The organism is Jannaschia seosinensis, from assembly GCF_001408515.1.
GTDB classification, from domain to species: Bacteria; Pseudomonadota; Alphaproteobacteria; order Rhodobacterales; family Rhodobacteraceae; genus Jannaschia; species Jannaschia seosinensis.
The window spans coordinates 1-21,625 of sequence record NZ_CYPR01000003.1 but is presented as its reverse complement, the minus strand read 5'-3'; the positions used below and the strand labels follow the sequence as shown (position 1 = coordinate 21,625).

Below are 21,625 nucleotides of genomic sequence, written 5' to 3'. Positions count from 1 at the left end.
CCCACCTCGCAGCAGACCGGACGTCGTGCTCGAAAGCCAACGCCAATCAGATGCGTCTGATGCTGCACGGCTGCGCCTACTGGGTCTGGTGGAAGCTNCGCGCGGCTTGCCCGAAGCGCTCACCGTGGCGCCGCGCCCAGTTCGACACGCTGCGGCTGCATCTCGTCAAGCTGGCCGCCACCATCGTCGAAAAGAAGACCCGGATCATCGTGACCCTGCCGGCATCGTGTCCCCGAAAGGGACTTCTCCTCCTTCTCTTCGACGCCCTCGCCCCACCGAAAACAGCCTGACGCATGCGCCCCGACAAACCCCGAAACATCAACCCGTATCGCCCAAGACCCAAGTCACCGGCCGGCCTGCCAACCGGACGCAAACACCGGGTGCGCGCAAGAAAACCGAGACCGGGGAAACCATCCCACGGAGCACAAGTCCGCAGCTTCATGAATTATGCGGGTTAAAGGTTTGAGCCTTATCGTTGCTTGGCTCACTCTGCGCATCACGGACGTTTGCGCTGGATGCAGCGAACGTTAGTTCCCTGCCCTGCATGCCCATGACAAGACATCATCCTGCGCAGCGCAGGGATGTCGCAGAAGGGTAGTGTCCCACCCCGTGGTGTAGGAGGCCGCGCGCGGAGCCATCTGGTGCAGCGCAGCGCACGGCCGGTCTGGCGGCCACCGCGCTTCTTCGTAGTCTGAGGTTGTTCGACGACCGACGACAACGAAGGAGAGCACGATGACCGAGACCATGATCGACCTTCCAGGGGTGATCGCCAAGAGCGATGACGCGGATTTCCTGCGCGATCTGATCCAGGATGCCGCGCAGCGGCTGATGGACATCGAGTGGCCGCCGTATGCGTTGCCGCGTATGGCGAGCGCAGCGCGGACCGGGAGAACCAGCGCAACGGCTACCGGCCGCGGCAATGGGATACCCGCGCGGGCACGATCGGACTGAACATCCCGAAGCTGCGCAAGGGTAGCTATTTCCCCACCTTCCTGGAGCCGCGCAGAACGGCCGAGAAAGCCTTGATGGCGGTCATACAGGAGGCCTACATTCACGGCGTCTCTACCCGCGCCGTTGACGATCTGGTGCGCGCCATGGGTCTGACGGGCACGTCAAAGAGCCAGGTCTCGCGGCTCTGCGAGGAGATCGACGAGCGGGTGCATGCATTTCTGAACCGGCCCCTCGAAGGCGATTGGCCGTTCCTGTGGCTCGACGCGACCTATGGGAAGCTGCGCGAGGGCGGGCGGATCGTCTCGATGGCGGTGATAGTGGCCGTCGCGGTCAACACGGACGGACGCCGGGAAATCCTGGGGATCACCGTGATGCCATCGGAGGCTGAGACCTTCTGGGCAGACTTTCTGCGGTCTCTTACGCGCCGCGGGCTGCGCGGCGTGCAACTGGTGATCAGCGATGCCCATGAGGGCCTGAAGGCCGCTGCCCGCAAGGTCTTGGGCGCCGGATGGCAGCGTTGCCGCGTGCATTTCCAGCGCAACCTGCTGGCCCGCGTGAGCAAGACCCACAAGCCAGTGGTCAGCGCCGTGGTGAAGACCGTCTTCGCCGAGAAGGACCGTGACCAAGCCCATGCCCGCTGACGCGAGGTTGCCGACAACCTGCGGGAGCGGTTCCGCGACGTGGCCAAGCTGATGGATGAGGCTGAGCAAGATGTCTTCGCCTACATGACCTCCGATGAACGCCTGCGCGCGAAGCTGCACAGCACCAACCCGCTGGAGCGCCTGAACAAGGAGATCAAGCGGCGCACCAACGTGGTCGGGATCTTCCCGAACCGTGAGGCCGTCATCCGCCTCGTCGGAGCACTGATGCTGGAGCAAAATGACGAGTGGGCCGTCTCCCGCCGCTACATGCCGGTAGAAAAGCTGACTGCCGTGTGCAACGATCCGGACGTGGGCGCGATGATCGCCGCCCAGTGAACGAGCGACACCAGCTATGAAGAAGCAGGTGAATGCCAGTTCCTACACCACTTCCCGGGACACTACCAGGGGTGACAGGCGGGGCGTGGAGCACGTAGACTGGGTCATGGCGGAGGTCGTCCTGCTGAAATCTGAATCTTTGGCGTCGATAACAAAAAAATACATAGTTTCAGACGGTTACGCAACCTCCGCCGCCTTCTCGTGAATTATCCGGGTTAGATGTTCCGCCCGTGCACGATCGCCGTCCTCGCCTGTGCCGCCCCGATGGCACAGGCGGATACGCGCTATATCGGCGTCTTCGTTGGTTCGCTTCATGTCGGCAGCGACGCATACAACAACGTCAATCCCGGCCTGACCTACGGCATGCGCCGCACAATCGGGCAAGGGGCGACGGAATGGCATGCCGAAGGCGGCGTCTTCTATAACTCCTACGAGGAGATTTCTCCCATCGCGGTGATCGGCCTGTCGACCGGCGTGGCGGAAATCGGCCCCGGCACGTTCAGAATGGGCGCGAGTTTTGGGACGGCCTATTACGGCGATCTCGTCGACATCTACGAAGCACAGGACGAGCTGCTGCCGAATATAGGCGGGTTCGTTCCCATCGGTATCCTGACCGGCGCCTACCGCACCGGGCGAATGGAATACCGGCTGAACGTGCTGCCCTATGGTGAGGACGTGGACGGCGTGGTCAACTTCTCGGTCGCGGTCACGTTCTGAGGCATCACTCTGCCGCGACCGCCTCCGCCGCCTCCACGTGCACGGCGGAGAATTTGAATTCCGGGATCTTGCCGTAAGGGTCCAGCGCGGGATTTGTCAGCAGGTTCGCCGCCGCCTCCACGTAGGCGAACGGCAGGAACACCATGTCGAGCGCCACCGCCCGGTCGGCCCGCGCCATCAGCGTCACCGTTCCGCGCCGCGTCGTCAGCCGCACATGACCGCCCGCCGCCACACCCAGCCGCCGCAGCGTCGCGGGGTGCAGCGAGCAATTCGCCTCCGGCTCGATCCGGTCCAGAACCGCCGAGCGGCGCGTCATTGACCCGGTATGCCAATGTTCCAGCTGCCGCCCGGTCGTCAGGATCATCGGGTAATCCGCATCCGGAACCTCGTCCGCCGGCACGACCTCGGCCGGGGTGAACCGGGCGCGGCCCTCGGGGCGGGGGAAGCCGTCGGCGAAGACGATAGGCTGGCCGGGATCGGTCTCGGATAGCGACGGATAGGTCACCGCATTTTCATGCTCCAGCCGCGTCCATGTGATGTTGCTGAGGCTGTTCATCACCTGCTTCATCTCGCCGAACACGTCGCGCGGATGGGTGTAGCGCCAGTCGAGCCCGCAGCGCCGGGCGAGTTCCGTCGTGATCCACCAATCCTCGCGCGCCTCACCGGGCGGGGGCACGGCGGGGCGGCCCATCTGGACCTGCCGGTTGGTGTTGGTCACGGTGCCGGTCTTTTCCGCGAACGCGGCGGCGGGCAGGATCACGTCGGCATAATTCGCCGTCTCGGTCAGGAAAATGTCCTGCACCACGAGGTGGTCGAGCGAAGCCAGCGCGGCGCGCGCATGGTCCACGTCGGGGTCCGACATGGCCGGATTCTCGCCTAGAATGTACATCGCGCCGATATCGCCCGCGTGAACCCCGTCGAGGATCTCCGTCACCGTCAGGCCCTTTTCGGCGAGGATCTCTCCGGCGTGGCCGCCATCCCCCGCCCAGAGGTCGGCGTAGCGCGCCCGCACGTCCTCCGACAGGACCGAAGCGTAATCCGGCAGGAACATCGGGATCAGTCCCGCATCGCTCGCCCCCTGGACGTTGTTCTGCCCGCGCAGCGGGTGGAGCCCGGCACCGGGACGCCCGATCTGCCCGCACATCAGGGCCAAAGAGATCAGGCAGCGGGAATTGTCGGTGCCGTGGACGTGCTGGCTGATCCCCATGCCCCAGAAGATCATCGCGGAACGCGCGCCGGCAAAGGTGCGGGCCACGTCGCGCACCGTCTCCGCATCGATCCCCGTCAGGTCCGCAACCTTTTCGGGGGCGAAGCCGCGCAGATGCTCGCGCTGCGCCTCCCAGTTTTCGGTCATCGCGGCGACGTATTGCCGGTCGACCAGATCCTCTTCGGCGATGACGTGCATGATCGCGTTGAGGAGCGCCACGTCCGCACCCGGCCGGAATTGCAGCATGTGGCTGGCGTGCCGCCGCAGCGCCTGACCGCGCGGGTCGAGAACGATGAGCTTGCCGCCGCGCTTGGTGAATTGCTTGAAGTAGGTCGCCGCGACGGGATGGTTCTCGACCGGGTTGGCGCCGATGACGATTGCGACGTCGGCATTCTCGATTTCGTTGAACGTGGCCGTCACCGCGCCCGAGCCGACATTTTCCAGAAGGGCCGCGACCGACGAGGCGTGGCAAAGCCGGGTGCAATGGTCCACGTTGTTGTGGCCGAAGCCCTGCCGGATGAACTTCTGGAACAGGTAGGCTTCCTCGTTGGAGCATTTGGCCGAGCCGAACCCCGCCACCGCGCGTCCGCGCCCCCGCAGGCCGTTCGCGGCCGCCTCCAGCGCCTCGTCCCAGCTGGCCTCGCGGAACACCGATGACCAGTCGCCCGGATCCACGTTCAGCCCCTTCGGCGGCGCGTCGTCGCGCCGGATCAGCGGCATGGTCAGGCGGTGCGGGTGGTGGATGTAGTCGAAGCCGAACCGCCCCTTGACGCAAAGCCGCCCCTCGTTGGCAGGCCCATCGATGCCATCGACCTTGACGATCCGGTCGCCCCGCGACTTGAGCGACACCTGACAGCCGACGCCGCAGAACGGGCAGATGCTCTTCGTCTCCCGGTCCCAGGCGGCGGAATCGCCGACCTGCGCGTCGTCCAGCATTGACGCTTCCATCAATGCGCCGGTCGGGCAGGCCTGTACGCATTCGCCGCAGGCGACGCAGGTGCTCTCGCCCATCGGGTCGTCGAAATCGAAGACCGGATAGGCATCGTGCCCGCGCCCGGCCATGCCGATCACGTCGTTGACCTGCACCTCGCGGCAGGCGCGCACGCAGAGGCCGCAGGAAATGCAGGCATCGAGGTTCACGCGCATGGCGACATGGCTGTCGTCGAGGATCGGGATGCGGTCGGCATCGAGCGTGGGCAGGCGGCTTTCGCGCACGCCCGCGGCCTCGGCCGTCTGCCGGAGGTGGGAGGAGCGGTCATGCGCGGCGGCGGCGTCGGGCTGATCCGCCATCAGCATCTCGATGACCATGTTGCGAGCGCCCGTGGCGCGCGCACTGTCGGTGGTGACCACCATGCCCTCGGACGGCGTGCGGATGCAGGAGGCGGCCAGCACCCGCTCCCCCTCGATTTCCACCATGCAGGCGCGGCAATTGCCGTCGGGGCGGTAGCCGGGTTCGGGACGGTGGCACAGATGCGGGATGGTCAGGCCGCGCCCATGCGCGACGTCCCAGATCGTCTCGCCCGGCTGGGCCTCGGCGGGTTTGCCGTCGAGTGTGAAGCGGATCGTATCGGACGTCTTGGACATGGGCGCGCCTCCCTTTGCCCGTCGTTCTACGACGCCGGACCGGTTTCGCGAAACCCGCCCGCGACGTGGCAGCGGCACGATGCGACGTCGCGGGTTTCCGATCGGCGGCGGCGCGCCGCCCGTTGCGGTCGGGCAGGGTGCGTTTGCGCGATCAGTCGCCGGCCATCGCCGCCCCGTAGAGCGGCACGGTCGAGATCGCCATCTTGGCCGATCCCTCGGTCAGTTCCTGCGCATGGGCGAGATAGATCAGGGTCTGGTTCGTCTCGTCGAAGATGCGCTTGATCCGCAGCGACTTGAGCACGATCGACCGGCTCTCGCGGAACACCTGCTCGCCGCTGTCGGAGGTGTCGATATCGCCCAGGCGGATCGGGCCGGTCTGGCGGCAGGCTATGGAGGCGTTGGACGGATCCTCGAACCAGTTGCCCTGGCTCAGCCGGTCGATCAGCGACCTCTCGAAATAGGCGATGTGGCAGGTGACGCCCTCGACCTTCGGATCGGGGATGGCGTCGATGACGATATCGTTGCCGACCCAGTCGACGCCGACCTCACCCACCTGTTCGGCACGGGCGGTGGTGACGGCGAGGGCGGAGAGGGTGGCGGCGAGGGCGAGGAATGTGCGGGTCATGCGCCCAGAACACGGGCCGGGTCGTGCGGGTTCCACCTCCTGCGCGGTGTTGCGGCCGTCGCGCCGTCCGGCCCGGATGGAACGCCCTGTGCGATCGTCGAGGGATGCCGGTCGCGGCGCGGACCTTTCAGCACGTCGAGGCGTCAGGCCGGGGCAGAGGGCGGAACCGGCCCGGCCGCGCGCGGGACCGGCCCGGCCGCGCGCGGGGCGGATTGGGGCGCGCGATGGAACGACGCCGTGCATGAACGCCTCCGACCGGCTGGCACGGGACGGCGTGACGCGGTAGGCGGCGCATATGCATGACGACGTCTCGGCCGGACCTTCAACACCCTACGACCCGCCAACGGGTCCAATCCCCGTAATCCACGAGGATGCGGACCTGCTTGTGGTGGACAAGCCGCAGGGGCTGCTCTCGGTGCCGGGACGGGGGCCGCATCTGGCGGACTGTCTTCTGTCGCGGCTGGAGGAGGGCTGGCCCGAAGTGCTGCTGTGCCACAGGCTGGACCGCGACACGTCGGGGATCATGATCTTTGCCCTGACCAAGGCGGCGCAGCGCAAGCTGGGCCGGATGTTCGAGGTCAAGCGCATCCGCAAGCGTTACGTCGCGCGCGTCGCCGGAGAGGTGGCGGAGCCGGAGGGCGTGATTGACCTGCCGCTGATCGTGGACTGGCCGAACCGACCGCTGCAACATGTGAACCACGAGCGCGGCAAGCCATCCGTGACCGAGTGGCGCCGGCTGGCGCATGAGGACGGAACCACGCGGATGCAGTTGATGCCGCGCACGGGGCGGAGCCACCAGCTCCGCGTCCACATGCGGGAGCTTGGCCACCCGATCCTGGGCGATCCGTTCTATTCCGAGCGGCCGGAGGAATGGTCCCGCATGATGCTCCATGCCGAGGGCCTAAAGTTCGAGCATCCGATCACCGGCAAGGTGATGCGGCTGGCGGCCCCCGTTCCGTTCTGATCCCGCTCCCGTACTGCCGTCGGCGGAGCGCAGTTCTTGCGACCGCCGATCCGCGGCATTGATCTCACGAAGATCGCGGCGGTGGTTCACCCCGAGGCCGGTGCGCACTACCTAGGATGTGAACCTTAACCGAAAGGACACAGCCATGAGCTTGCGCATCAACCAGACGGTCCCGGATTTCGAAGCCGACAGCACCGAAGGCCAGATCCGTTTCCACGACTGGATCGGCGACAGCTGGGCGATTCTGTTCAGCCACCCCAAGGATTTCACCCCCGTCTGCACGACCGAGTTCGGCGCCGTGGCTCAGCTCGACGCCGAGTGGAAGAAGCGCGGCGTCAAGGTCATCGGCATTTCGGTCGACGACGCCGAAAGCCACCGGAAGTGGAAGACCGACATCGAAGGCTTCTGCGGTGCCGAGGCTGGCTTCCCGATCATCGCGGATGGCGACCTCGAAGTGTCGAAAGCATATGACATGCTGCCGGCCGAGGCCTACCTGCCCGAGGGTCGTACGGCGAACGACACAGCGAGCGTGCGGGCGGTCTACGTGATCGGGCCGGACAAGAAGCTCAAGCTCTCCATGACCTATCCGATGAATGTCGGTCGCAACTTCGCCGAGATCCTGCGCGCCGTCGATGCGCTTCAGGCCGCAGCCGAGCATGGCATCGCGATGCCCGCCAACTGGGAGCGGGGCCGCGACGTCGTGATCCCGGCGACGGTGACGGACGAGGATGCCAAGGCAAAGTTCGGAGAATTCACCACGCATTTCCCCTATCTGCGCACGACGAAGGATCCGTCCGCGGCCTGAGGACGGCGTCTCCCGCCTGACCGGCAGCGGTCGGGCGGGAGGCACGATCGTATTGTCGACTGTCCGACGCGAGCCGTTTCGGCTGACACCGCGACGTGGTGATCGCGCGGAAGCGACGTAGCATATTCGCCCGAATCGGATCCCAGAACGGCAGAAGGACCGCACCTTTCGGCACGGCCCTTCAGGATCACGCTGGCGCGCGGTTTCAGCCTTGGCGGGCTTTGAACCGACGCTGGGTCTTGTTGATCACGTAGACCCGGCCCTTGCGGCGCACGACGCGGCAATCGCGGTGGCGCTGCTTGAGCGAGCGGAGCGAGTTGCGAACCTTCATGGACGCTCTCCTGTCATCGCGGCGCGCGGTGACGCCTGTGAAATACGTGTCCCTGCGGGACGGTGATGGTGGGCGATACTGGGATCGAACCAGTGACCCCTTCGATGTCAACGAAGTGCTCTACCGCTGAGCTAATCGCCCTTTGCCCCGACGTGACCGGGAGGAACCCGGTGCACCCCGATGCATTGGTGCGGCGGGGGATAGTCCGTTTCATCTGACCGTGCAAGAGCCCTTTCCGCGGTTTTGTGACCGTTCTATTCTTCCCCCGCGAGGAGACACGGCGCCTGATGTCAAAACCCACCCATGAGCTTTTCCGGCCTCACGTGACGACCACGCCGGTCGTCGTGGCGAGCCCGCATTCCGGACGCGACTACGACTGGGAGTTCGCAACCGCGCCTTCGCTGGACGCAGCCCGCCTCCGGTCGTCGGAAGACGCCTATATGGACCGGCTTCTGACCGATATCCCGTCGCTTGGCGCACCGCTTCTGGTGGCGCGGGTGCCGCGTGCGCTGCTCGACCTCAACCGCGCCGCCGAGGAGCTGGACCCCGCGGTCATCCAAGACGTGCCGCGGGGGGCGACGAATCCGCGGATATCGTCGGGGCTCGGCGTGATCCCGCGTGTCGTCGCACAGGGCCGTGCGATTTATGACGGCAAGATCAGCCGCGGCGAGGCGCAGGCGCGAATCGACCGGGTCTGGCAGCCTTACCACGAGACGCTGCGCGGACTGATGGACGAGGCGCATGCCTGTTTCGGGCGAGCGCTGCTTCTGGACTTCCACTCCATGCCGCACGAGGCGATCGAGGGGGCGGGGCCCGCCGGGCAGACGCCGGAGGTGGTGCTGGGTGACCGGTTTGGGGCGTCGGCCTCGGGCGAGATGGTTGACGTGCTGGAGGCGATCCTGGGGGATCTGGGCTTGCGGGTGGTCCGCAACGCGCCGTTCGCGGGGGCTTACGTGACGCAGTTCTACGGCAAGCCCGCCCGGGGCCGCCACGCGATCCAGATCGAGATCGACCGCGCGCTCTATCTCGACGAGGCGCGGATCGAGCGCAATGCCCGATTCGACGAGGTCCGCGATCTGCTGACCGAGGCGGTGGCGCGGTTTTGCGACGCGGTCGGCGGGGCGGAGGCGCTGGCGGCCGAATAGGCGCGTCGCCGCGAAGACGCGCTAGCGCAGCGACCGCCCCTTGCGAATGGCGTCCGGTCCGAACCGTGCGCGGATTGCGTCGGTCGCGCGCTCCGCCTGCGCCCGCCTCCCGGCGCTCGGGTCCAGGAGGTCGCCGCCCCGATCCGCCTGCGCCGCCGGGCCGAGGTCGGAGATGCCCACTCCGATCAGTCGCGCCGACCCCTGCCGATCGAGCGCATCGAACAGCATGCGAGCGGCGCGGTAGATGCGATCGGCCATCTGCGTCGGCTCGGGCAGGGCGTGGCGGCGGGTGACGGTGGTGAAATCGGAGCGCTTGAGCTTCAGCGTCACCACGCGGCCGGCGGTCTCCTTAGCCTTGGCGCGGTCGGCGACCTGTTCGGACAGGCGCCAGAGATGTCCGTCGAGAACGTCGCCATCGGCCGTATCCTCGTGGAACGTGGTTTCCTTGGAGATGGACTTGACGATGCGGCTGGCATTGACGCGGCGGTGATCCTCGCCGCGCGCGAGGTGCCACAGGCGCTCGCCCATCGACCCGAAGCGGCGATGCAGGTCGGTCCGGTCCCAGCGACGCAGATCGGCGATGTTGTTGATCCCGGCGCGCTTCAGGCTTTCCTGCCCGACGAGACCAACGCCCCAGATGATGCCCACGGGCTTATCCGCTAGAAACGCCGCGGTCTCGGCGCGCCCGATCACCGAAAATCCGCGCGGCTTGTCGAGATCCGAGGCGATCTTGGCGAGAAACTTGTTGTGACTGAGCCCGATCGAGCCGGTGATCCCGATCTCCTCCTGCATCCTGCGGGTCAGGCGGGCCAGCATCGCGGCGGGCGGGGCCCCATGCAGGCGCGCGGTGCCCGTCAGGTCGAGGAAGGCCTCGTCGAGCGACAGCGGCTCGACCGCCGGGGTCAGTTCCTCCATCAGCGCGCGTACCTGCCGGGACACCTCGACGTAGAGATCCATGCGCCCCTTGATGACCACCGCATCGGGGCAGAGCCGGAGCGCCTGGAACATCGGCATGGCGGAGCGGACGCCGCGAATGCGCGCCACATAGCAGCAGGTCGACACGACCCCCCGCCGCCCGCCGCCGATAATGACGGGTTTGTCGGCGAGGTCCGGGCGGTCGCGTTTCTCGACGGAGGCGTAGAAGGCGTCGCAATCCATGTGCGCGATCGACAGGTCGAACAATTCGGGATGACGCGTGACGCAGGGCGACCGGCAGGCGGGGCAGCGCGCCCCGTCCTCGAAGGCGGTCAGGCATTGGCGGCACAGGGCGGGCACGGCACCGATATACGCGCGCCCGGCGCCGGGGGGAACCGGGCGCGCGCGCCTCGGGTTGTCTATCGGACCCGGTTCAACGCGAGAGGAGGCGTTTCATGGCGACCCCCGACAGAGAGACCCACACCGCCACCACGCCGTCGCCCGACGCGCGGCCCGGCAACCGCCCCGTCGGCGACGTGAGTGCCACGAGCGGATCGGCCCGCGCGGGCGTCGAGACGCCGACCGACCGCAAAAGCCGCAAGTGGCTCTGGATCGCCGCCGCGCTGGTCGTGGCCATCCTGCTGATCTTCTGGCTCGCTTCGGCCGGATGGATGGTCGGAGACGGCGGATGAGCGACACGGGACGCAAGGAAGATCCGGTCGGCATCGATGACGGCGTGAAGGCAGGCACCGAAAAGACGCCCGCCACGCCGGTTCGGCCCGTGCCGGGCGACCAGGCGATGCGATCCGGCGACGTCGCGCCCAAGCGTGGAAAAGCCAAGTGGGGGCTGATATTTCTGATCACGCTCATCGCGATCATCGTCATCGCGGCCCTGTTTTGGGCGGATGATGCGCCGGACCTCGACAATCCGCCCCAAGGAGACGTCGCACCCGGCGGCGTAATCGTTCCGGCCGATTGAGCGGCCTGCGGCGGGCCCTCGTCGCGTGATGAACGGTCACGACGTCTGGATTCGGCGCGCATTCGATCGTTTCGCCGCCCGAAACGGGCGGCGCTTGGATGGCCGCGTTGGCGGCTGGCTGATACGCGGCACCCTGTCCGGCAATTTCATGCTCCGGAGGCGGAGTAAAATCCGTCATCCTGAGGTCCGTGCCGGGGGAGGGGCGCCGGGAGGCAGACGGATCAGAACGCGGGGAAAGCCTGCTTGAGGCGGAATTCGGCCAATCCGCGCCCGTTCCGCCCGTCGCCGGAACCAAACCACCCGCCATGCGCGTTTAGGACGCAGATAGTTTTCTGCAAGGAGTGTACCGCCATGGCCAACAATGACCAATCCAATTCGCCGCGTACGAACAATGTCAGCCGCAACAAGGTCGACCCGTCCGATCCCCACAACTCCGCGACCGCGCGCAAGACGTCGAATGACCGCGATCCCAATGCGCACCGCACCGACGACAAGAAGAGCGGCGGGACCAAGTGGCTCTGGATCGCGCTCGCGGTGATTCTGGGGCTTATCATTCTGGCCTGGCTCTTCGGTGCGTTCGACGGAGACGATGACGCGGCCGTCATGAATGAGGAGCCGGTCATTGTTGAGCCGGCGGATACGGCGCCGGCGGTCGAAGGCACGGATGCCGATGTCGACCTCGTGCCCGTCGTTCCGACCGAGTAAGATTGCCCGATCCGGAATACCGGTTACGCTTGGCCGCGCCGTCAGAACTTTCGAAGTTCGCCGGCGCGGCCTTTGCGTGTTCGCGGGTGCGATGGTTCGTCGCCGGAACATCGGCTCGTGCCGACGGTTCACTCGCTACGACACCGCATGACATGGTCACCGCAGGAGAGAGACATGCCGCACGAACCCGATAACGCCCCCGTTCCCGATAAATCGAAGCGCAGCTATTACATCGGCCTTGTGGTCGCGATCATTGTTGTCGGCGCGTTGGCTGTCTTCCTGTTCCCGAACCTTCTCGCGTTGACCAACGAAGGCCCGGCCGTGGAGGATGAGTTGATCATCCGGGTGCCTTCGGAAGAGGGGCTGGAGCCCGTCGACTGATCGCTCAGGCGGACGGCAATTCGTCCAAAATCGCGTGGGCTGCCGATTTTGGATCGGCAGCGCCGTGAATCGGGCGGCCGACAACAATATGGTCGGCCCCGGCGACGATGGCCGATGCGGGCGTCTCGACCCGCTTCTGATCCCCGCGTTCCGCCCCTGTCGGGCGGACGCCCGGCGTCACGATCAGTTTTCCCGCCGCCTCCGGCAAAGCGCGTATTGCCGCTGCCTCCCGGGGGGATGCGATGACGCCATCGGCCCCCGCCTCGAAGGCGCGGGCGGCGCGGGTCGTGACCAGATCCGCAAGATCCCCCGCAACGATAAGCCCCGCATCCAGATCGGACCGGTCGAGTGAGGTGAGGATCGTCACCGCGAGGATCTTCATGTCGCCCTTGGTTTGCGCGGCCGCGTGCACTACGTGGGGATCGCCATGCACCGTCAGGAAGTCGAGATCGAAGCGCGCCAGTCCGCGAACGGCGGCCTCGACCGTCGCACCGATGTCGAACAGCTTCATGTCGAGAAAGATGCGCTTGCCATGCTCCTCCTTGAGTTCGTTGGCGAGCGCGAGACCGCCACCGGTCAGCATGCCGAGGCCGATCTTGTAGAAGGAGACCGCGTCGCCAAGCCGTTCCGCCATCTGCAGCCCGGACAGCGCGTCGGGAAGGTCGAGAGCGACGATCAGGCGGTCGTCGGATATGCGGTCACTGGACATGAAGGCCTCCGGCATCGGGTCGATCCGGGGGCTAGGGCAGGGGCGCCGCGCTGTCCAGCCGGACGGCCCCTGGTCAGGCGATGTGGCGCTCGGCGGCGCGAACGGCCTGATCGTGGCTCCAGCGCGGGTCGGCGGCGATGCTGAGCGGCTGCCGCAGCAACCGGCCGCGGGCGTCGCGGCGTATGGCCACCGCATCGAGGCGTCCGGCAACCGGGTCGATGCGAAGGTCCACGATGCGAATGAGACGTGGGCACGTCATGGGTGATCCTCCTGCTGACGCAACGTCAGCATGGGCGATTTGGTTTCAAGCCTCCGGATCGGTGTCCCCCATCGCGCAGATGGTCCGCCATTCGACTTCCGTCACCGGCTGCACCGAAAGCCGCGCCTGCCGGACCAGGGCCATGTCCGCAAGCTCCCGCTCTGCCTTGATCGCATCGAGCGTCACGGGCCGGGTCATCGGCGCGCGCGCCCTGATGTCGACGCAGTCCCACCGGTCATCGTCGGTGGTGCTGTCGGGATGTGCCCCGGCGCAGATTTCGACGATGCCGACGACGGCCTTCTCGGATTGCGAATGGTAGAAGAACCCCCGGTCGCCCAAGGCCATCTCCCGCATCACGTTGCGCGCCTGATAGTTGCGCACCCCGTCCCATTCCTCACCCGCATCGCCGCGCGCGACCTGATCGTCCCACGACCAGACGGAGGGCTCGGATTTGAAGAGCCAGTATCTCAACGCTCGACGACCCGCTTCCAGGCGGTGATGCGCACGTCCTCGAACAGGCCGGCCTGGGCGTAGGGATCGGCGGCGGCGAAGGCCTCGACGTGGGCGCGGTCGGGCGTGGCGAAGATGATGAGCGAGCCGCTCATCTCTCCGGTCGCGTCGAGCAGGGGGCCGGCCTGCACCACGTGCGGATCGGCCTCCAGATGCGCCAGATGCGCCTCGCGGTTGGCCATGCGGGTGTCGAGGTGGCCGGGCTTGTCGGTGCAGATCAGGGCGTGGAACATCGAAGCCTCATTCGGTGGTCAGGTCGCGCTCCAGAAGCGCGCGTACGGCATCCTCCACCCCAAGCCGCCCGGCCACAAGCCCCACGGTGGCCGCCGTGACCGGCAACTCGACGCCGTGTGTTGCACCAAGGCGCAGGGCGGCCTCGGCGGTCGCGGTGCCTTCTGTCGTCGCGTCGGGCGGCGTTTCGCCCCGGCCCAGCGCATGGCCCAGCGCGAAATTGCGCGACGCGGGCGAGGCACAGGTCAGCGCAAGATCGCCCAGACCCGACAGGCCCATCAACGTCTCGCGCCGGGCGCCGAGCGCGGTGGCAAGGCGCATGATCTCGGCCATGCCACGGGTCATCAGCGCCGCACGCGCGCTCTCCCCCAGTCCTGCGCCAATCGCCGCGCCACAGGCGATGGCGACGACGTTCTTGAGTGCGCCACCCAGCTCCACCCCCGCAACGTCCGTCGTGCGGTAGAGGCGCAGGGTCGGGGTCGACAGGGCGGCTTGCAGCCTGCCGCCCACGGACGCGTCGGCGCATCCCAGCGACAGCGCCGTCGGAAGGCCGCGCGCAATATCGGCGGCGAAGCTGGGGCCGGACAGGATCGCCGGCGTCGCGTCGGGCCAGAACCGGGCGATGACGCGCGTTGGGCCCTCCAGCGTGGTCAGGTCCACGCCCTTGCAGGCGGCGACCGCATGGGCGGGGCGCAGGCCAAGGGCGGGCAGGGTGGTGGCGAGGCTCTGCATCGGGACGGACAGGAGGATCGTGCCGCAATCCGACAGGTCCGCCGCGTCCCCGGTCGGCATGATGCCGTCGGACAGGGGCACGTCGGGCAGGCGCGGCACGGCCCGGACCGTCCGCGCCGCCGTCATCGCCGCCGCGTCGCGGCCCCAGAGCCGCACCTCGTGCCCCGCCCGCGCAAGCGTCACGGCCAGCGCCGTGCCGAACGCCCCCGCTCCGACGATGCCGATCATGCTTTGGCCCCCCGCTTGCCGGACCCCAGCATCGGCATGGCCCCGGCATCGAGCGGCCAGCGCGGCCGGGCGGCGAGCGTCAGGTCGTCGACCTGACCCGCAGCCAGCCGTTCCGCTCCGGCCCACGCAATCATCGCGGCATTGTCGGTGCACAGGTCCGGCGGCGGGGCCACGAAGGGGCAGCCCGCCTCCTTCGCCACGGCCTCCAGCGCGGCGCGCAGCGTACCATTGGCCGCCACGCCGCCCGCCACCGCGAAGGCGGTGACATCACCGGACAGGGCCAGCGCCCGGCGCGACTTCTCCGTCAGCACGTCGCGAACCGCCGCCTGAAACGATGCGCAAAGGTCGCGGCGCACGCCGCGGGGCAAACCGCCATGCGTCGCCACCGCCGCGTCGCGGGCGCGCAGGACGGCGGTCTTGAGCCCCGAGAACGACATGTCGCATCCGGGCCGGTCGAGCAGGGGGCGCGGCAGGCGGATCGTCTCCGTCCCCGCCGCCGCCTCCGCCTCGACGGACGGCCCGCCTGGTTGCGGCAGGGCGAGGAGACGGGCGACCTTGTCGAAGGCCTCGCCCGGCGCATCGTCGATCGTGCCGCCCAGCCGGACGAAGCGGTCCGCGGCCTCCACGCGCAAGAACTGGCAATGACCGCCCGAGACGAGGAGCATCAGGTAAGGAAAGGCCAGCCCGTCGGTCAGCCGGGGCGTCAGCGCATGGCCGGCGAGGTGGTTCACTCCGATCAGCGGCAGGCCCGCCGCCGCCGACAGGCCCTTGGCGCACATCACCCCGGCGAGGACGCCGCCGATCAGGCCGGGCCCGGCGGTCACGGCGATGGCGTCGCAATCGCGCAGGCCCAGCCCGGCCCTCTCTAGGGCTGCCTCGACGGCAAGGTCGATCTTTTCCGCATGCGCGCGTGCGGCGATCTCGGGGACGATGCCGCCGAAGGACGCGTGCAGATCGTCCTGCCGCAGCACGATGTTCGAGACGATCGCACCGGTACCATCCGCCGCGCGGCGCACGATGGCCGCGGCGGTGTCGTCGCAGGAGCTTTCCAGCCCGAGGATCGTCGTCTCAGCCATCCGCCAACCCGCTTGCGGCCCCGTCCAGGGGCGTCCACCTTTACCCTTCGTCTAGTCCTCGGAGGCCCGCCCGGCAATGCACCCCGTCCCGCCCGTCCCGCCCGTCCTGCTGACCCGTCCGGCTGCCGATTCCAAGCGGCTGGCGGAGATGCTGCGTGGTGAGGGGGTGGAGGCGATCGTCGCGCCGCTTCTGCGGATCGTTCCCCAAGGCCCGTTGCCGGAGATACCGGGCGGCGTGCTTTTGACTTCGGGCAACGGGGTCGACAGCTATGTGTTCCTTGGCGGCGCGGGCGGCCGGCCGGCCTGGGTGGTCGGCCCGCGCACGGCGCGGAGGGCGGCGGCGGCGGGGTTCGACCTTTGCGGCGTGGCGCCGGATGCGGCCGCGCTGGCGGAGATCGTGCCGCAGGACGCGCCACCGCTGGTGCATCTGCGCGGTGCGGTGCAGCGCGGCGATCTCGCGGCGCGGTTGCGGGTGCGCGGGCTTTTCGTCGCGGAGGCGGTGATCTACCGGCAGGAACCGGTGCCGCTCGCGGAGGCGGCACGCGCGGCACTTTCGGCCGGGCCGGTCGTGGCCCCGCTCTATTCGCCGCGGACGGCGCGGCTGCTTGGCGATGCCCTGTCGCCACGGGAGGCAGGCAACCTGCGGGCGATCTGCTTGAGCGCGGCGGTAGCCGATGCGCTTCGGGATTCGGCCGGAATCGCACCCGTCGTCACCGCCGGGGCTCCGGACGGCGGGGCGATGCTCCGCGCGATCCGGGCGCATTTAAAGAAGCGGGAGGTTGAGAGCCCCGGAAACACGCTCTAGGTGTTGATGGTGACGGCGCGACAATGCGCGAACCCACCTTGCCGGAGATCCCGATTTGGCGCGCAGCACGAAGAAACCCCAAACGAAGCCGTCCGATCAGCGGACGACGGAGGCTGCCTCGAAGGACATGACCGAGACGGACGCCGTCACGGACGATTCCTCGCAGGTCGGGAATAACGTGCCCGACGAAAAGGACGCGACCGACGATGGTGGCGTCAAGGAGGAGGCGCAGGAGACGGAGTCCGCTCCGGTCGAGGACGCCACGGTTGTCTCCGAAGAACCCGGCCGGACCGATGAGGAGACGGCTGCGGCATCGGACGCCGATGCCGACGCGGCCGTGCGGCGCGAGGCCGATGCGGCCGACGAGATCTACGTCAACCCCGAGGGCGAGGCGGTCGCCGGATCCGAGGTCGGTCCGGATCCGCGCCCGGAATCGGATCGCGAAGCGTCGGACGAGTCCGATGCCACGGGACATCCGCTTGTGACGCAGCCGTCGCCGAAATCTTCGCCCGCTGCCGGGGAACGCCGGCGAAGTGGAGGTTTCGTGCCGCTGGTGCTCGGCGGGTTGATGGCGGGCGGAATCGGCTATGTCATCGCGCTGTTTACGGCGGGCGTTCCGGCGCCGGGTGTCGATCCGGCTCGCATCGCCGCGCTTGAGGAGGAGGTCGCTACGTTCGAGCCTGCCGAGGTCGCGGCGCCGGTCGATTTGTCCGAAATCGAGGCGACACAGGACGCGTTCGCCTCCGATCTGGCCGCGCTGGCCATGCGGGTGGCGGCACTCGAATCCGCGCCGGCGGCCGAGCCTTCGGAACGCGGCAGCCCGGCTGCGGGTGCATCGACCGCCGTTCCGTCCGATGCCGCCCCCGGGGCCCAGCCGCTGGCGGAAGATCTGCGCGGCGAGATCGCGGACCTGACGGAGGCCGTCGACGAGATTCGCAGCCGTCTCTCCACCATCTCCGACGACGTCGATATGGTGTCCGGTGACGTGGCCGCCATTTCCGAGGATGTGGCCGCGAACGAGTCCGACATCGCCGCCTTGCGCGACGATCTGGCTGCCCGCATTGAAGCAACCGAGGCCGCCTTGGCCGAAGCCAGCGCCCGTGCCGAGAGCGTCGAGACCGAGGCCGTCAGTCGCGCACGCGAGGCGGCGCGCAATCAGGTGGCACAGGCCCTTGAATCCGGCGCCACCTACGTCGAGCCGCTTGCGGTTCTGGGCGATCCGCCCGCCGCTCTGGAACGATTTGCAGAGACAGGCGTGCCGACATTGAACGATCTGGCCGATGACTTCCCCGCTCTGGCGCGGACGGCGCTACGCGAGGCACGTGCGGAGGCGGCGGGCAGCGAGGGCGTTGCATCGCTGTTCCGCAACGCGCTGAACCCCCGCTCGCTGGAGCCGCGTGCCGGAAGTGACCCTGACGCCGTGCTCAGCCGCGCCGAGGCGGCGATCCGCACGGGCGACCTCGAGGAGGCGCTGGCCGAGATCGAGACGCTGCCCGAGGCCGCCGCCGAAGTGCTGGAAGCATGGCAAGCCCGTGCCGAAGCGCGCGCCGCGGCGGTTTCCGCCGCCGACACCTACCTGCAGGACGAATGAGGATTTAAATGCTCTGGTCGCTTTTCAAGATCCTCGTCTTCGTCGCGGTCGTCATCGCGCTGGCCTACGGCGTGCTCTGGCTATTGGCCGTCTCGGGCGAGGTGCTGATCACGTTCAATGGCGCGGAATACGTTCTGCCGCCGATCATGGTGATCCTCGGGGTCCTCGCGCTGATGCTGGCGCTTTGGGTCGTGTTCAAATTGGCGGGCCTGTTGATCGCCACGCTGCGCTTCATCAACGGCGACGACACCGCGCTGGGGGCCTATTTCGATCGCAACCGGGAGCGGAAGGGCTACGACGCCTTGTCCGACAGCCTGATCGCACTGGCCTCGGGCGAGGCGCGCGAGGCCGCCGTCAAGGCGCAGCGGGCGGAGAAGTATCTCAAGCGTCCCGAGGTGACGACCCTCGTGGTTGCGCAGGCCTCGGAGGCGGCGGGTGATACCGACCGTGCGCGGGAGGCGTGGAAGGAACTGGTGCGCCATGACCGGACACGTTTCGTGGGTGTACGCGGATTGATGCGCCAGAAGCTCGAAGCCGGCGATACCGACACGGCCCTGAAACTTGCGGAAAAAGCCTTCGCGCTAAAGCCGCGCCATGTCGAGACGCAGGACACCTTGCTGCGGCTTCAGGCGTCCGACGAGAACTGGGACGGTGCGCGTCGTGTCCTGACAGCCAAGCTGAAATCCGGATCTCTGCCCAAGGATGTCTACAAGCGTCGCGAGGCGGTTCTTACGCTGGCCGATGCGCGTGACAAGCTGTCGAAGGGTGAGATGGATAAGGCGCGCGCCGAGGCGTTCGAGGCCAACCGCCTTTCGCCGGAACTGGTCCCTGCCGCAGTGCTTGCGGCGCGGATGCATATCGAAGGCGGCGACAAACGGCGCGCGGCCAAGGTGCTTCGGACCGCGCAGGCCAAGACGCCGCATCCGGATCTGGCCGCGGCCTTCGCGGGCATCGAACCCGGCGAGACGCCCGAGGCCCGGATCAAGCGGTTCCAGCCCTTCCTCAAGGTGGCCGCCGACGCACCGGAGACGCGGATGCTCGATGCCGAACTGCATCTCGCGGCGGAGGATTTCCCCGGCGCGCGCCGGGCGCTTGGCCGGACCTACGAGACGCATCCCACGAGCCGCGCGCTGACCCTGATGGCGGCGATTGAGCGGGGTGAGGGCGCGAACGAGGCGGTGGTGCGCGGCTGGCTGACCAAGGCTTTGTCGGCATCGCGCGGGCCGCAATGGGTCTGCACCAATTGTGGGACCGTCCATTCCGACTGGCTGCCGGTCTGCACGCGGTGCGAGGCGTTCGACAGCTTGGCCTGGACGGAGCCTGCAGGTCGGACGGAGGCTGCGGGCGCGCTCGGTTCGGACATGCTGCCGCTTCTCGTTGGCGGAACGGCCGGAGCCGCGGCGTCGACAGGCGAACAAAGCGCACTGAACGCCCCGCGCGAGGAGGCCGAGATCGTCACGCCGATTGCCCCGGAAGCGGCCCCCGCGCCGACCCGCACGCAAGACGGGCGGCTCGACCCCACTGTCGTCGGCACGACCGATGATGTCGGTCATACCGTCACAATGCCGGCAGGCGAGTCGCCGCCCGCGCCGCAAGACGAGACACCGACCACCTCGGGAACGTCGCGGATGTAACTTTGGGTCAAGAGCGAAAAATGGGTACCGGCAGGGGCATTTCAGGGCTGGAAACAGCGCCGAACCCCTGCTAGAGACCCGCGCACGGTGCCGCTGTAGCTCAGCTGGTAGAGCACGTCATTCGTAATGATGGGGTCGGGGGTTCGAGTCCCTTCAGCGGCACCAGTAAAATCTAGTAGCCTCAATGCTATCAATAGGTTCCTAGGATAGCATGTTTCCTATCCGCCATTTTGTCCCCCGGGCAGGTGTGGATTGACGGCAGAAGACGGGCGGAACGTTAGTGACCGCAGATATCCGACGCGAGCGCCCTTCGGACAGTATTGGGCGGTAAGTCAAAGCTAAAGTGTGCAGGATTGCCCATCTTTAGGCCGTGCCGAACGTTCGGCGCGACATGCCTCAAGCGAACTCCGCGCTCCTGTATCCTTGTTGAGTCCGCCGCTAATAGACAAGCTTGGTGGGTGCACCCGTATGTCACTTTGACCGTGCCTCCCGCATGCCTTGCATCGCAAGCGCGCTAGTCGATCGAAGGTCTTTAAGTGAGCCACCCTGTCAAGTTGCACTGTGCCAAGATGGCCGCACGGACAGTGCACGGCGACCACATATCCTCGACCATCAGGGAAAGGGACAGATTGCATGGCTCTGGATGTATGCACCTCCTCAACGACTTGTCACTGGTAGTCGGCAATGCGGGCGCTGGGCTTCTAGCGCGTCAGACTTTCGGACCGACGTTGACGCGCCGCCTCGATGGCCTTCCATGGGCAGGCGTCGCAGTTCAGGGCGCCGGATTAGATATCCTTTGAAAAAGTCGGGCGGCTGGTGACTAGGCGCCTGAAGGGGGTTGGCACGTTGAACCTGTGCCGCGACGTTTGAATTGTGGACGTGTGCGCGGTGCGGCGATGACGGTCCGGCGTTTGCGAATTCACCAGCCTTTGCATGGTCCCCTCCCCGCGCCCTCAATGCCTGCCCTGCCTATGGCTAGATGTAGATATGTCCTACTGATTGTGCGGGGTGTCAACGGCGGAGTAAAAACCGGCCACGCGGCGGCGCAAAACCAGGCCAGCGACAGGGCGCCAAGCGCCATGGCGCGCGCGCTTGCCGCATAGCTGGCGCGTGCCATGGCGCATTGGCCCGCAGGGCCAATCCTGTGGCGGGTGATCAGGTTCTGGCTTGGGCCTTTCGGGCGCGGCTTTGGCCGAGCCGATAGCTGTCGCCGTTCATCTCGAGGATGTTGACGTGGTGTGTCAGCCTGTCGAGCAGTGCGCCGGTCAGGCGTTCGGTGCCGAAGGTTTCGGTCCATTCGTCGAACGGCAGGTTGCTGGTGATCATCGTGGAGCCGCGCTCATAGCGCTGCGAGATCAGCTCGAACAAGAGCTCTGCGCCGGTCTTGCTCAGCGGCACGAAGCCCAGTTCGTCGATGATGAGCAGCTTGACGGCGGCCTGCTGCTTTTGCAGGCGGAGCAGACGGCGCTCGTCGCGCGCCTCCATCAGCTCGTTGACTAGAGCGTGTTGCGTCTAATCGGTTTCATATCCAGCGGCCTTGAAGAAGTTGTAGCATTCCGCCTCG

At 67.3% G+C, this 21,625-nt stretch carries 22 protein-coding genes, 2 tRNA genes and 2 pseudogenes; 14 read left to right on the top strand and 12 right to left on the bottom strand.

The features are described from left to right. The 3 genes and pseudogenes from JSE7799_RS00595 to JSE7799_RS00580 form a co-directional block, all read left to right on the top strand. A partial coding sequence (locus tag JSE7799_RS00595; RefSeq protein ID WP_186201796.1) for a transposase occupies positions 1–290 on the top strand: 290 nt, incomplete at its 5' end. Between the two features lie 442 nt (positions 291–732). Beyond that, positions 733–1,928 (top strand): annotated as a pseudogene (locus JSE7799_RS00590) (IS256 family transposase). 219 nt (positions 1,929–2,147) lie between these two features. Continuing rightward, positions 2,148–2,645 (top strand): hypothetical protein, encoded by a 498-nt coding sequence (locus tag JSE7799_RS00580; protein ID WP_144431496.1) that lies wholly within the window; start codon positions 2,148–2,150, stop codon positions 2,643–2,645. A 4-nt stretch (positions 2,646–2,649) separates the two neighbouring features. On the opposite strand, the gene fdhF is transcribed toward JSE7799_RS00580, so the two are convergent. Continuing rightward, positions 2,650–5,436 carry a formate dehydrogenase subunit alpha gene (gene fdhF / locus JSE7799_RS00575; protein WP_055661864.1) on the bottom strand — a complete coding sequence of 929 codons (2,787 nt, stop codon included), beginning with the start codon at positions 5,434–5,436 and terminating at the stop codon, positions 2,650–2,652. A gap of 151 nt (positions 5,437–5,587) precedes the next feature. Beyond that, complete coding sequence (locus JSE7799_RS00570; RefSeq protein WP_055661863.1) at positions 5,588–6,061, bottom strand: CreA family protein; 474 nt, start codon at positions 6,059–6,061, stop codon at positions 5,588–5,590. Between the two features lie 295 nt (positions 6,062–6,356). Here JSE7799_RS00570 and JSE7799_RS00565 point away from each other — a divergent pair, with 295 nt between their 5' ends. Then, entirely contained in the window at positions 6,357–7,025 is a 669-nt protein-coding gene (locus JSE7799_RS00565) for an RluA family pseudouridine synthase (RefSeq protein ID WP_055661862.1), read from the top strand. A gap of 145 nt (positions 7,026–7,170) precedes the next feature. Next, positions 7,171–7,830 carry a peroxiredoxin gene (locus JSE7799_RS00560; RefSeq protein WP_055661861.1) on the top strand — a complete coding sequence of 220 codons (660 nt, stop codon included), beginning with the start codon at positions 7,171–7,173 and terminating at the stop codon, positions 7,828–7,830. A gap of 205 nt (positions 7,831–8,035) precedes the next feature. Here JSE7799_RS00560 and ykgO read toward each other — a convergent pair whose 3' ends face one another. Together ykgO and JSE7799_RS00550 are read right to left on the bottom strand one after the other, a co-directional pair. Further along, positions 8,036–8,161 carry a type B 50S ribosomal protein L36 gene (gene ykgO / locus JSE7799_RS00555; RefSeq protein WP_010141322.1) on the bottom strand — a complete coding sequence of 42 codons (126 nt, stop codon included), beginning with the start codon at positions 8,159–8,161 and terminating at the stop codon, positions 8,036–8,038. A gap of 66 nt (positions 8,162–8,227) precedes the next feature. After that, positions 8,228–8,302 (bottom strand) — tRNA-Val (locus JSE7799_RS00550). A 146-nt stretch (positions 8,303–8,448) separates the two neighbouring features. Between JSE7799_RS00550 and JSE7799_RS00545 the strand changes: the two genes are divergently transcribed. Continuing rightward, complete coding sequence (locus tag JSE7799_RS00545) at positions 8,449–9,306, top strand: N-formylglutamate amidohydrolase (protein WP_055661869.1); 858 nt, start codon at positions 8,449–8,451, stop codon at positions 9,304–9,306. 21 nt (positions 9,307–9,327) lie between these two features. On the opposite strand, the gene JSE7799_RS00540 is transcribed toward JSE7799_RS00545, so the two are convergent. Continuing rightward, a complete protein-coding gene (locus JSE7799_RS00540) occupies positions 9,328–10,581 on the bottom strand; it encodes a DNA polymerase IV (RefSeq protein ID WP_055661860.1) in 1,254 nt (417 codons plus the stop codon). Between the two features lie 95 nt (positions 10,582–10,676). Here JSE7799_RS00540 and JSE7799_RS00535 point away from each other — a divergent pair, with 95 nt between their 5' ends. The 4 genes from JSE7799_RS00535 (at position 10,677) to JSE7799_RS00520 (ending at position 12,286) form a co-directional block, all read left to right on the top strand. Further along, the gene (locus JSE7799_RS00535) at positions 10,677–10,913 is read left to right on the top strand and encodes a hypothetical protein (RefSeq protein WP_055661859.1); all 237 of its coding nucleotides are present in this window, start codon (positions 10,677–10,679) and stop codon (positions 10,911–10,913) included. Continuing rightward, the gene (locus JSE7799_RS00530) at positions 10,910–11,200 is read left to right on the top strand and encodes a hypothetical protein (protein WP_055661858.1); all 291 of its coding nucleotides are present in this window, start codon (positions 10,910–10,912) and stop codon (positions 11,198–11,200) included. Before JSE7799_RS00535 ends, JSE7799_RS00530 begins: the two co-directional genes overlap by 4 nt. A gap of 351 nt (positions 11,201–11,551) precedes the next feature. Further along, positions 11,552–11,905, top strand: a complete 354-nt coding sequence (locus JSE7799_RS00525) for a hypothetical protein (RefSeq protein ID WP_055661857.1) — start codon at positions 11,552–11,554, stop codon at positions 11,903–11,905. A 174-nt stretch (positions 11,906–12,079) separates the two neighbouring features. Then, the gene (locus tag JSE7799_RS00520; RefSeq protein ID WP_055661856.1) at positions 12,080–12,286 is read left to right on the top strand and encodes a hypothetical protein; all 207 of its coding nucleotides are present in this window, start codon (positions 12,080–12,082) and stop codon (positions 12,284–12,286) included. A gap of 4 nt (positions 12,287–12,290) precedes the next feature. Here JSE7799_RS00520 and pyrF read toward each other — a convergent pair whose 3' ends face one another. The 6 genes from pyrF to tsaD form a co-directional block, all read right to left on the bottom strand. Continuing rightward, positions 12,291–12,995 (bottom strand): orotidine-5'-phosphate decarboxylase, encoded by a 705-nt coding sequence (gene pyrF, locus JSE7799_RS00515; protein ID WP_055661868.1) that lies wholly within the window; start codon positions 12,993–12,995, stop codon positions 12,291–12,293. A 73-nt stretch (positions 12,996–13,068) separates the two neighbouring features. Next, positions 13,069–13,254, bottom strand: coding sequence for a hypothetical protein (locus tag JSE7799_RS00510; RefSeq protein ID WP_055661855.1), 186 nt, complete (start codon positions 13,252–13,254; stop codon positions 13,069–13,071). A 45-nt stretch (positions 13,255–13,299) separates the two neighbouring features. Next, positions 13,300–13,725 (bottom strand): EVE domain-containing protein, encoded by a 426-nt coding sequence (locus JSE7799_RS00505; RefSeq protein WP_055661854.1) that lies wholly within the window; start codon positions 13,723–13,725, stop codon positions 13,300–13,302. Then, positions 13,722–13,997: a YciI family protein gene (locus JSE7799_RS00500; RefSeq protein WP_055661853.1), complete on the bottom strand. Its 276-nt coding sequence runs from the start codon at positions 13,995–13,997 to the stop codon at positions 13,722–13,724. The genes JSE7799_RS00505 and JSE7799_RS00500 overlap by 4 nt, the downstream gene beginning before the upstream one ends. Before the next feature lie 7 nt (positions 13,998–14,004). Further along, on the bottom strand, positions 14,005–14,955 hold the full coding sequence (locus tag JSE7799_RS00495; RefSeq protein ID WP_055661852.1) for an NAD(P)H-dependent glycerol-3-phosphate dehydrogenase: 951 nt from the start codon (positions 14,953–14,955) through the stop codon (positions 14,005–14,007). Next, a complete protein-coding gene (gene tsaD / locus JSE7799_RS00490) occupies positions 14,952–16,031 on the bottom strand; it encodes a tRNA (adenosine(37)-N6)-threonylcarbamoyltransferase complex transferase subunit TsaD (protein WP_055661851.1) in 1,080 nt (359 codons plus the stop codon). Before tsaD ends, JSE7799_RS00495 begins: the two co-directional genes overlap by 4 nt. A gap of 76 nt (positions 16,032–16,107) precedes the next feature. On the opposite strand from tsaD, the gene JSE7799_RS00485 reads away from it, so the two are divergent. The 4 genes from JSE7799_RS00485 to JSE7799_RS00470 all read left to right on the top strand — a co-directional run bounded on the left by JSE7799_RS00485 (position 16,108) and on the right by JSE7799_RS00470 (position 20,226). Further along, a complete protein-coding gene (locus tag JSE7799_RS00485) occupies positions 16,108–16,836 on the top strand; it encodes a uroporphyrinogen-III synthase (RefSeq protein ID WP_055661850.1) in 729 nt (242 codons plus the stop codon). 127 nt (positions 16,837–16,963) lie between these two features. Further along, positions 16,964–18,427, top strand: coding sequence for a COG4223 family protein (locus tag JSE7799_RS00480; protein ID WP_144431495.1), 1,464 nt, complete (start codon positions 16,964–16,966; stop codon positions 18,425–18,427). 8 nt (positions 18,428–18,435) lie between these two features. Next, complete coding sequence (locus tag JSE7799_RS00475; RefSeq protein ID WP_083480113.1) at positions 18,436–20,061, top strand: heme biosynthesis protein HemY; 1,626 nt, start codon at positions 18,436–18,438, stop codon at positions 20,059–20,061. An 89-nt stretch (positions 20,062–20,150) separates the two neighbouring features. After that, positions 20,151–20,226 (top strand) — tRNA-Thr (locus tag JSE7799_RS00470). A 990-nt stretch (positions 20,227–21,216) separates the two neighbouring features. On the opposite strand, the pseudogene JSE7799_RS00465 reads toward JSE7799_RS00470, so the two are convergent. Next, positions 21,217–21,573 (bottom strand): annotated as a pseudogene (locus JSE7799_RS00465) (ATP-binding protein); the annotation flags it as partial. Between the last annotated feature and the right edge of the window lie 52 nt (positions 21,574–21,625).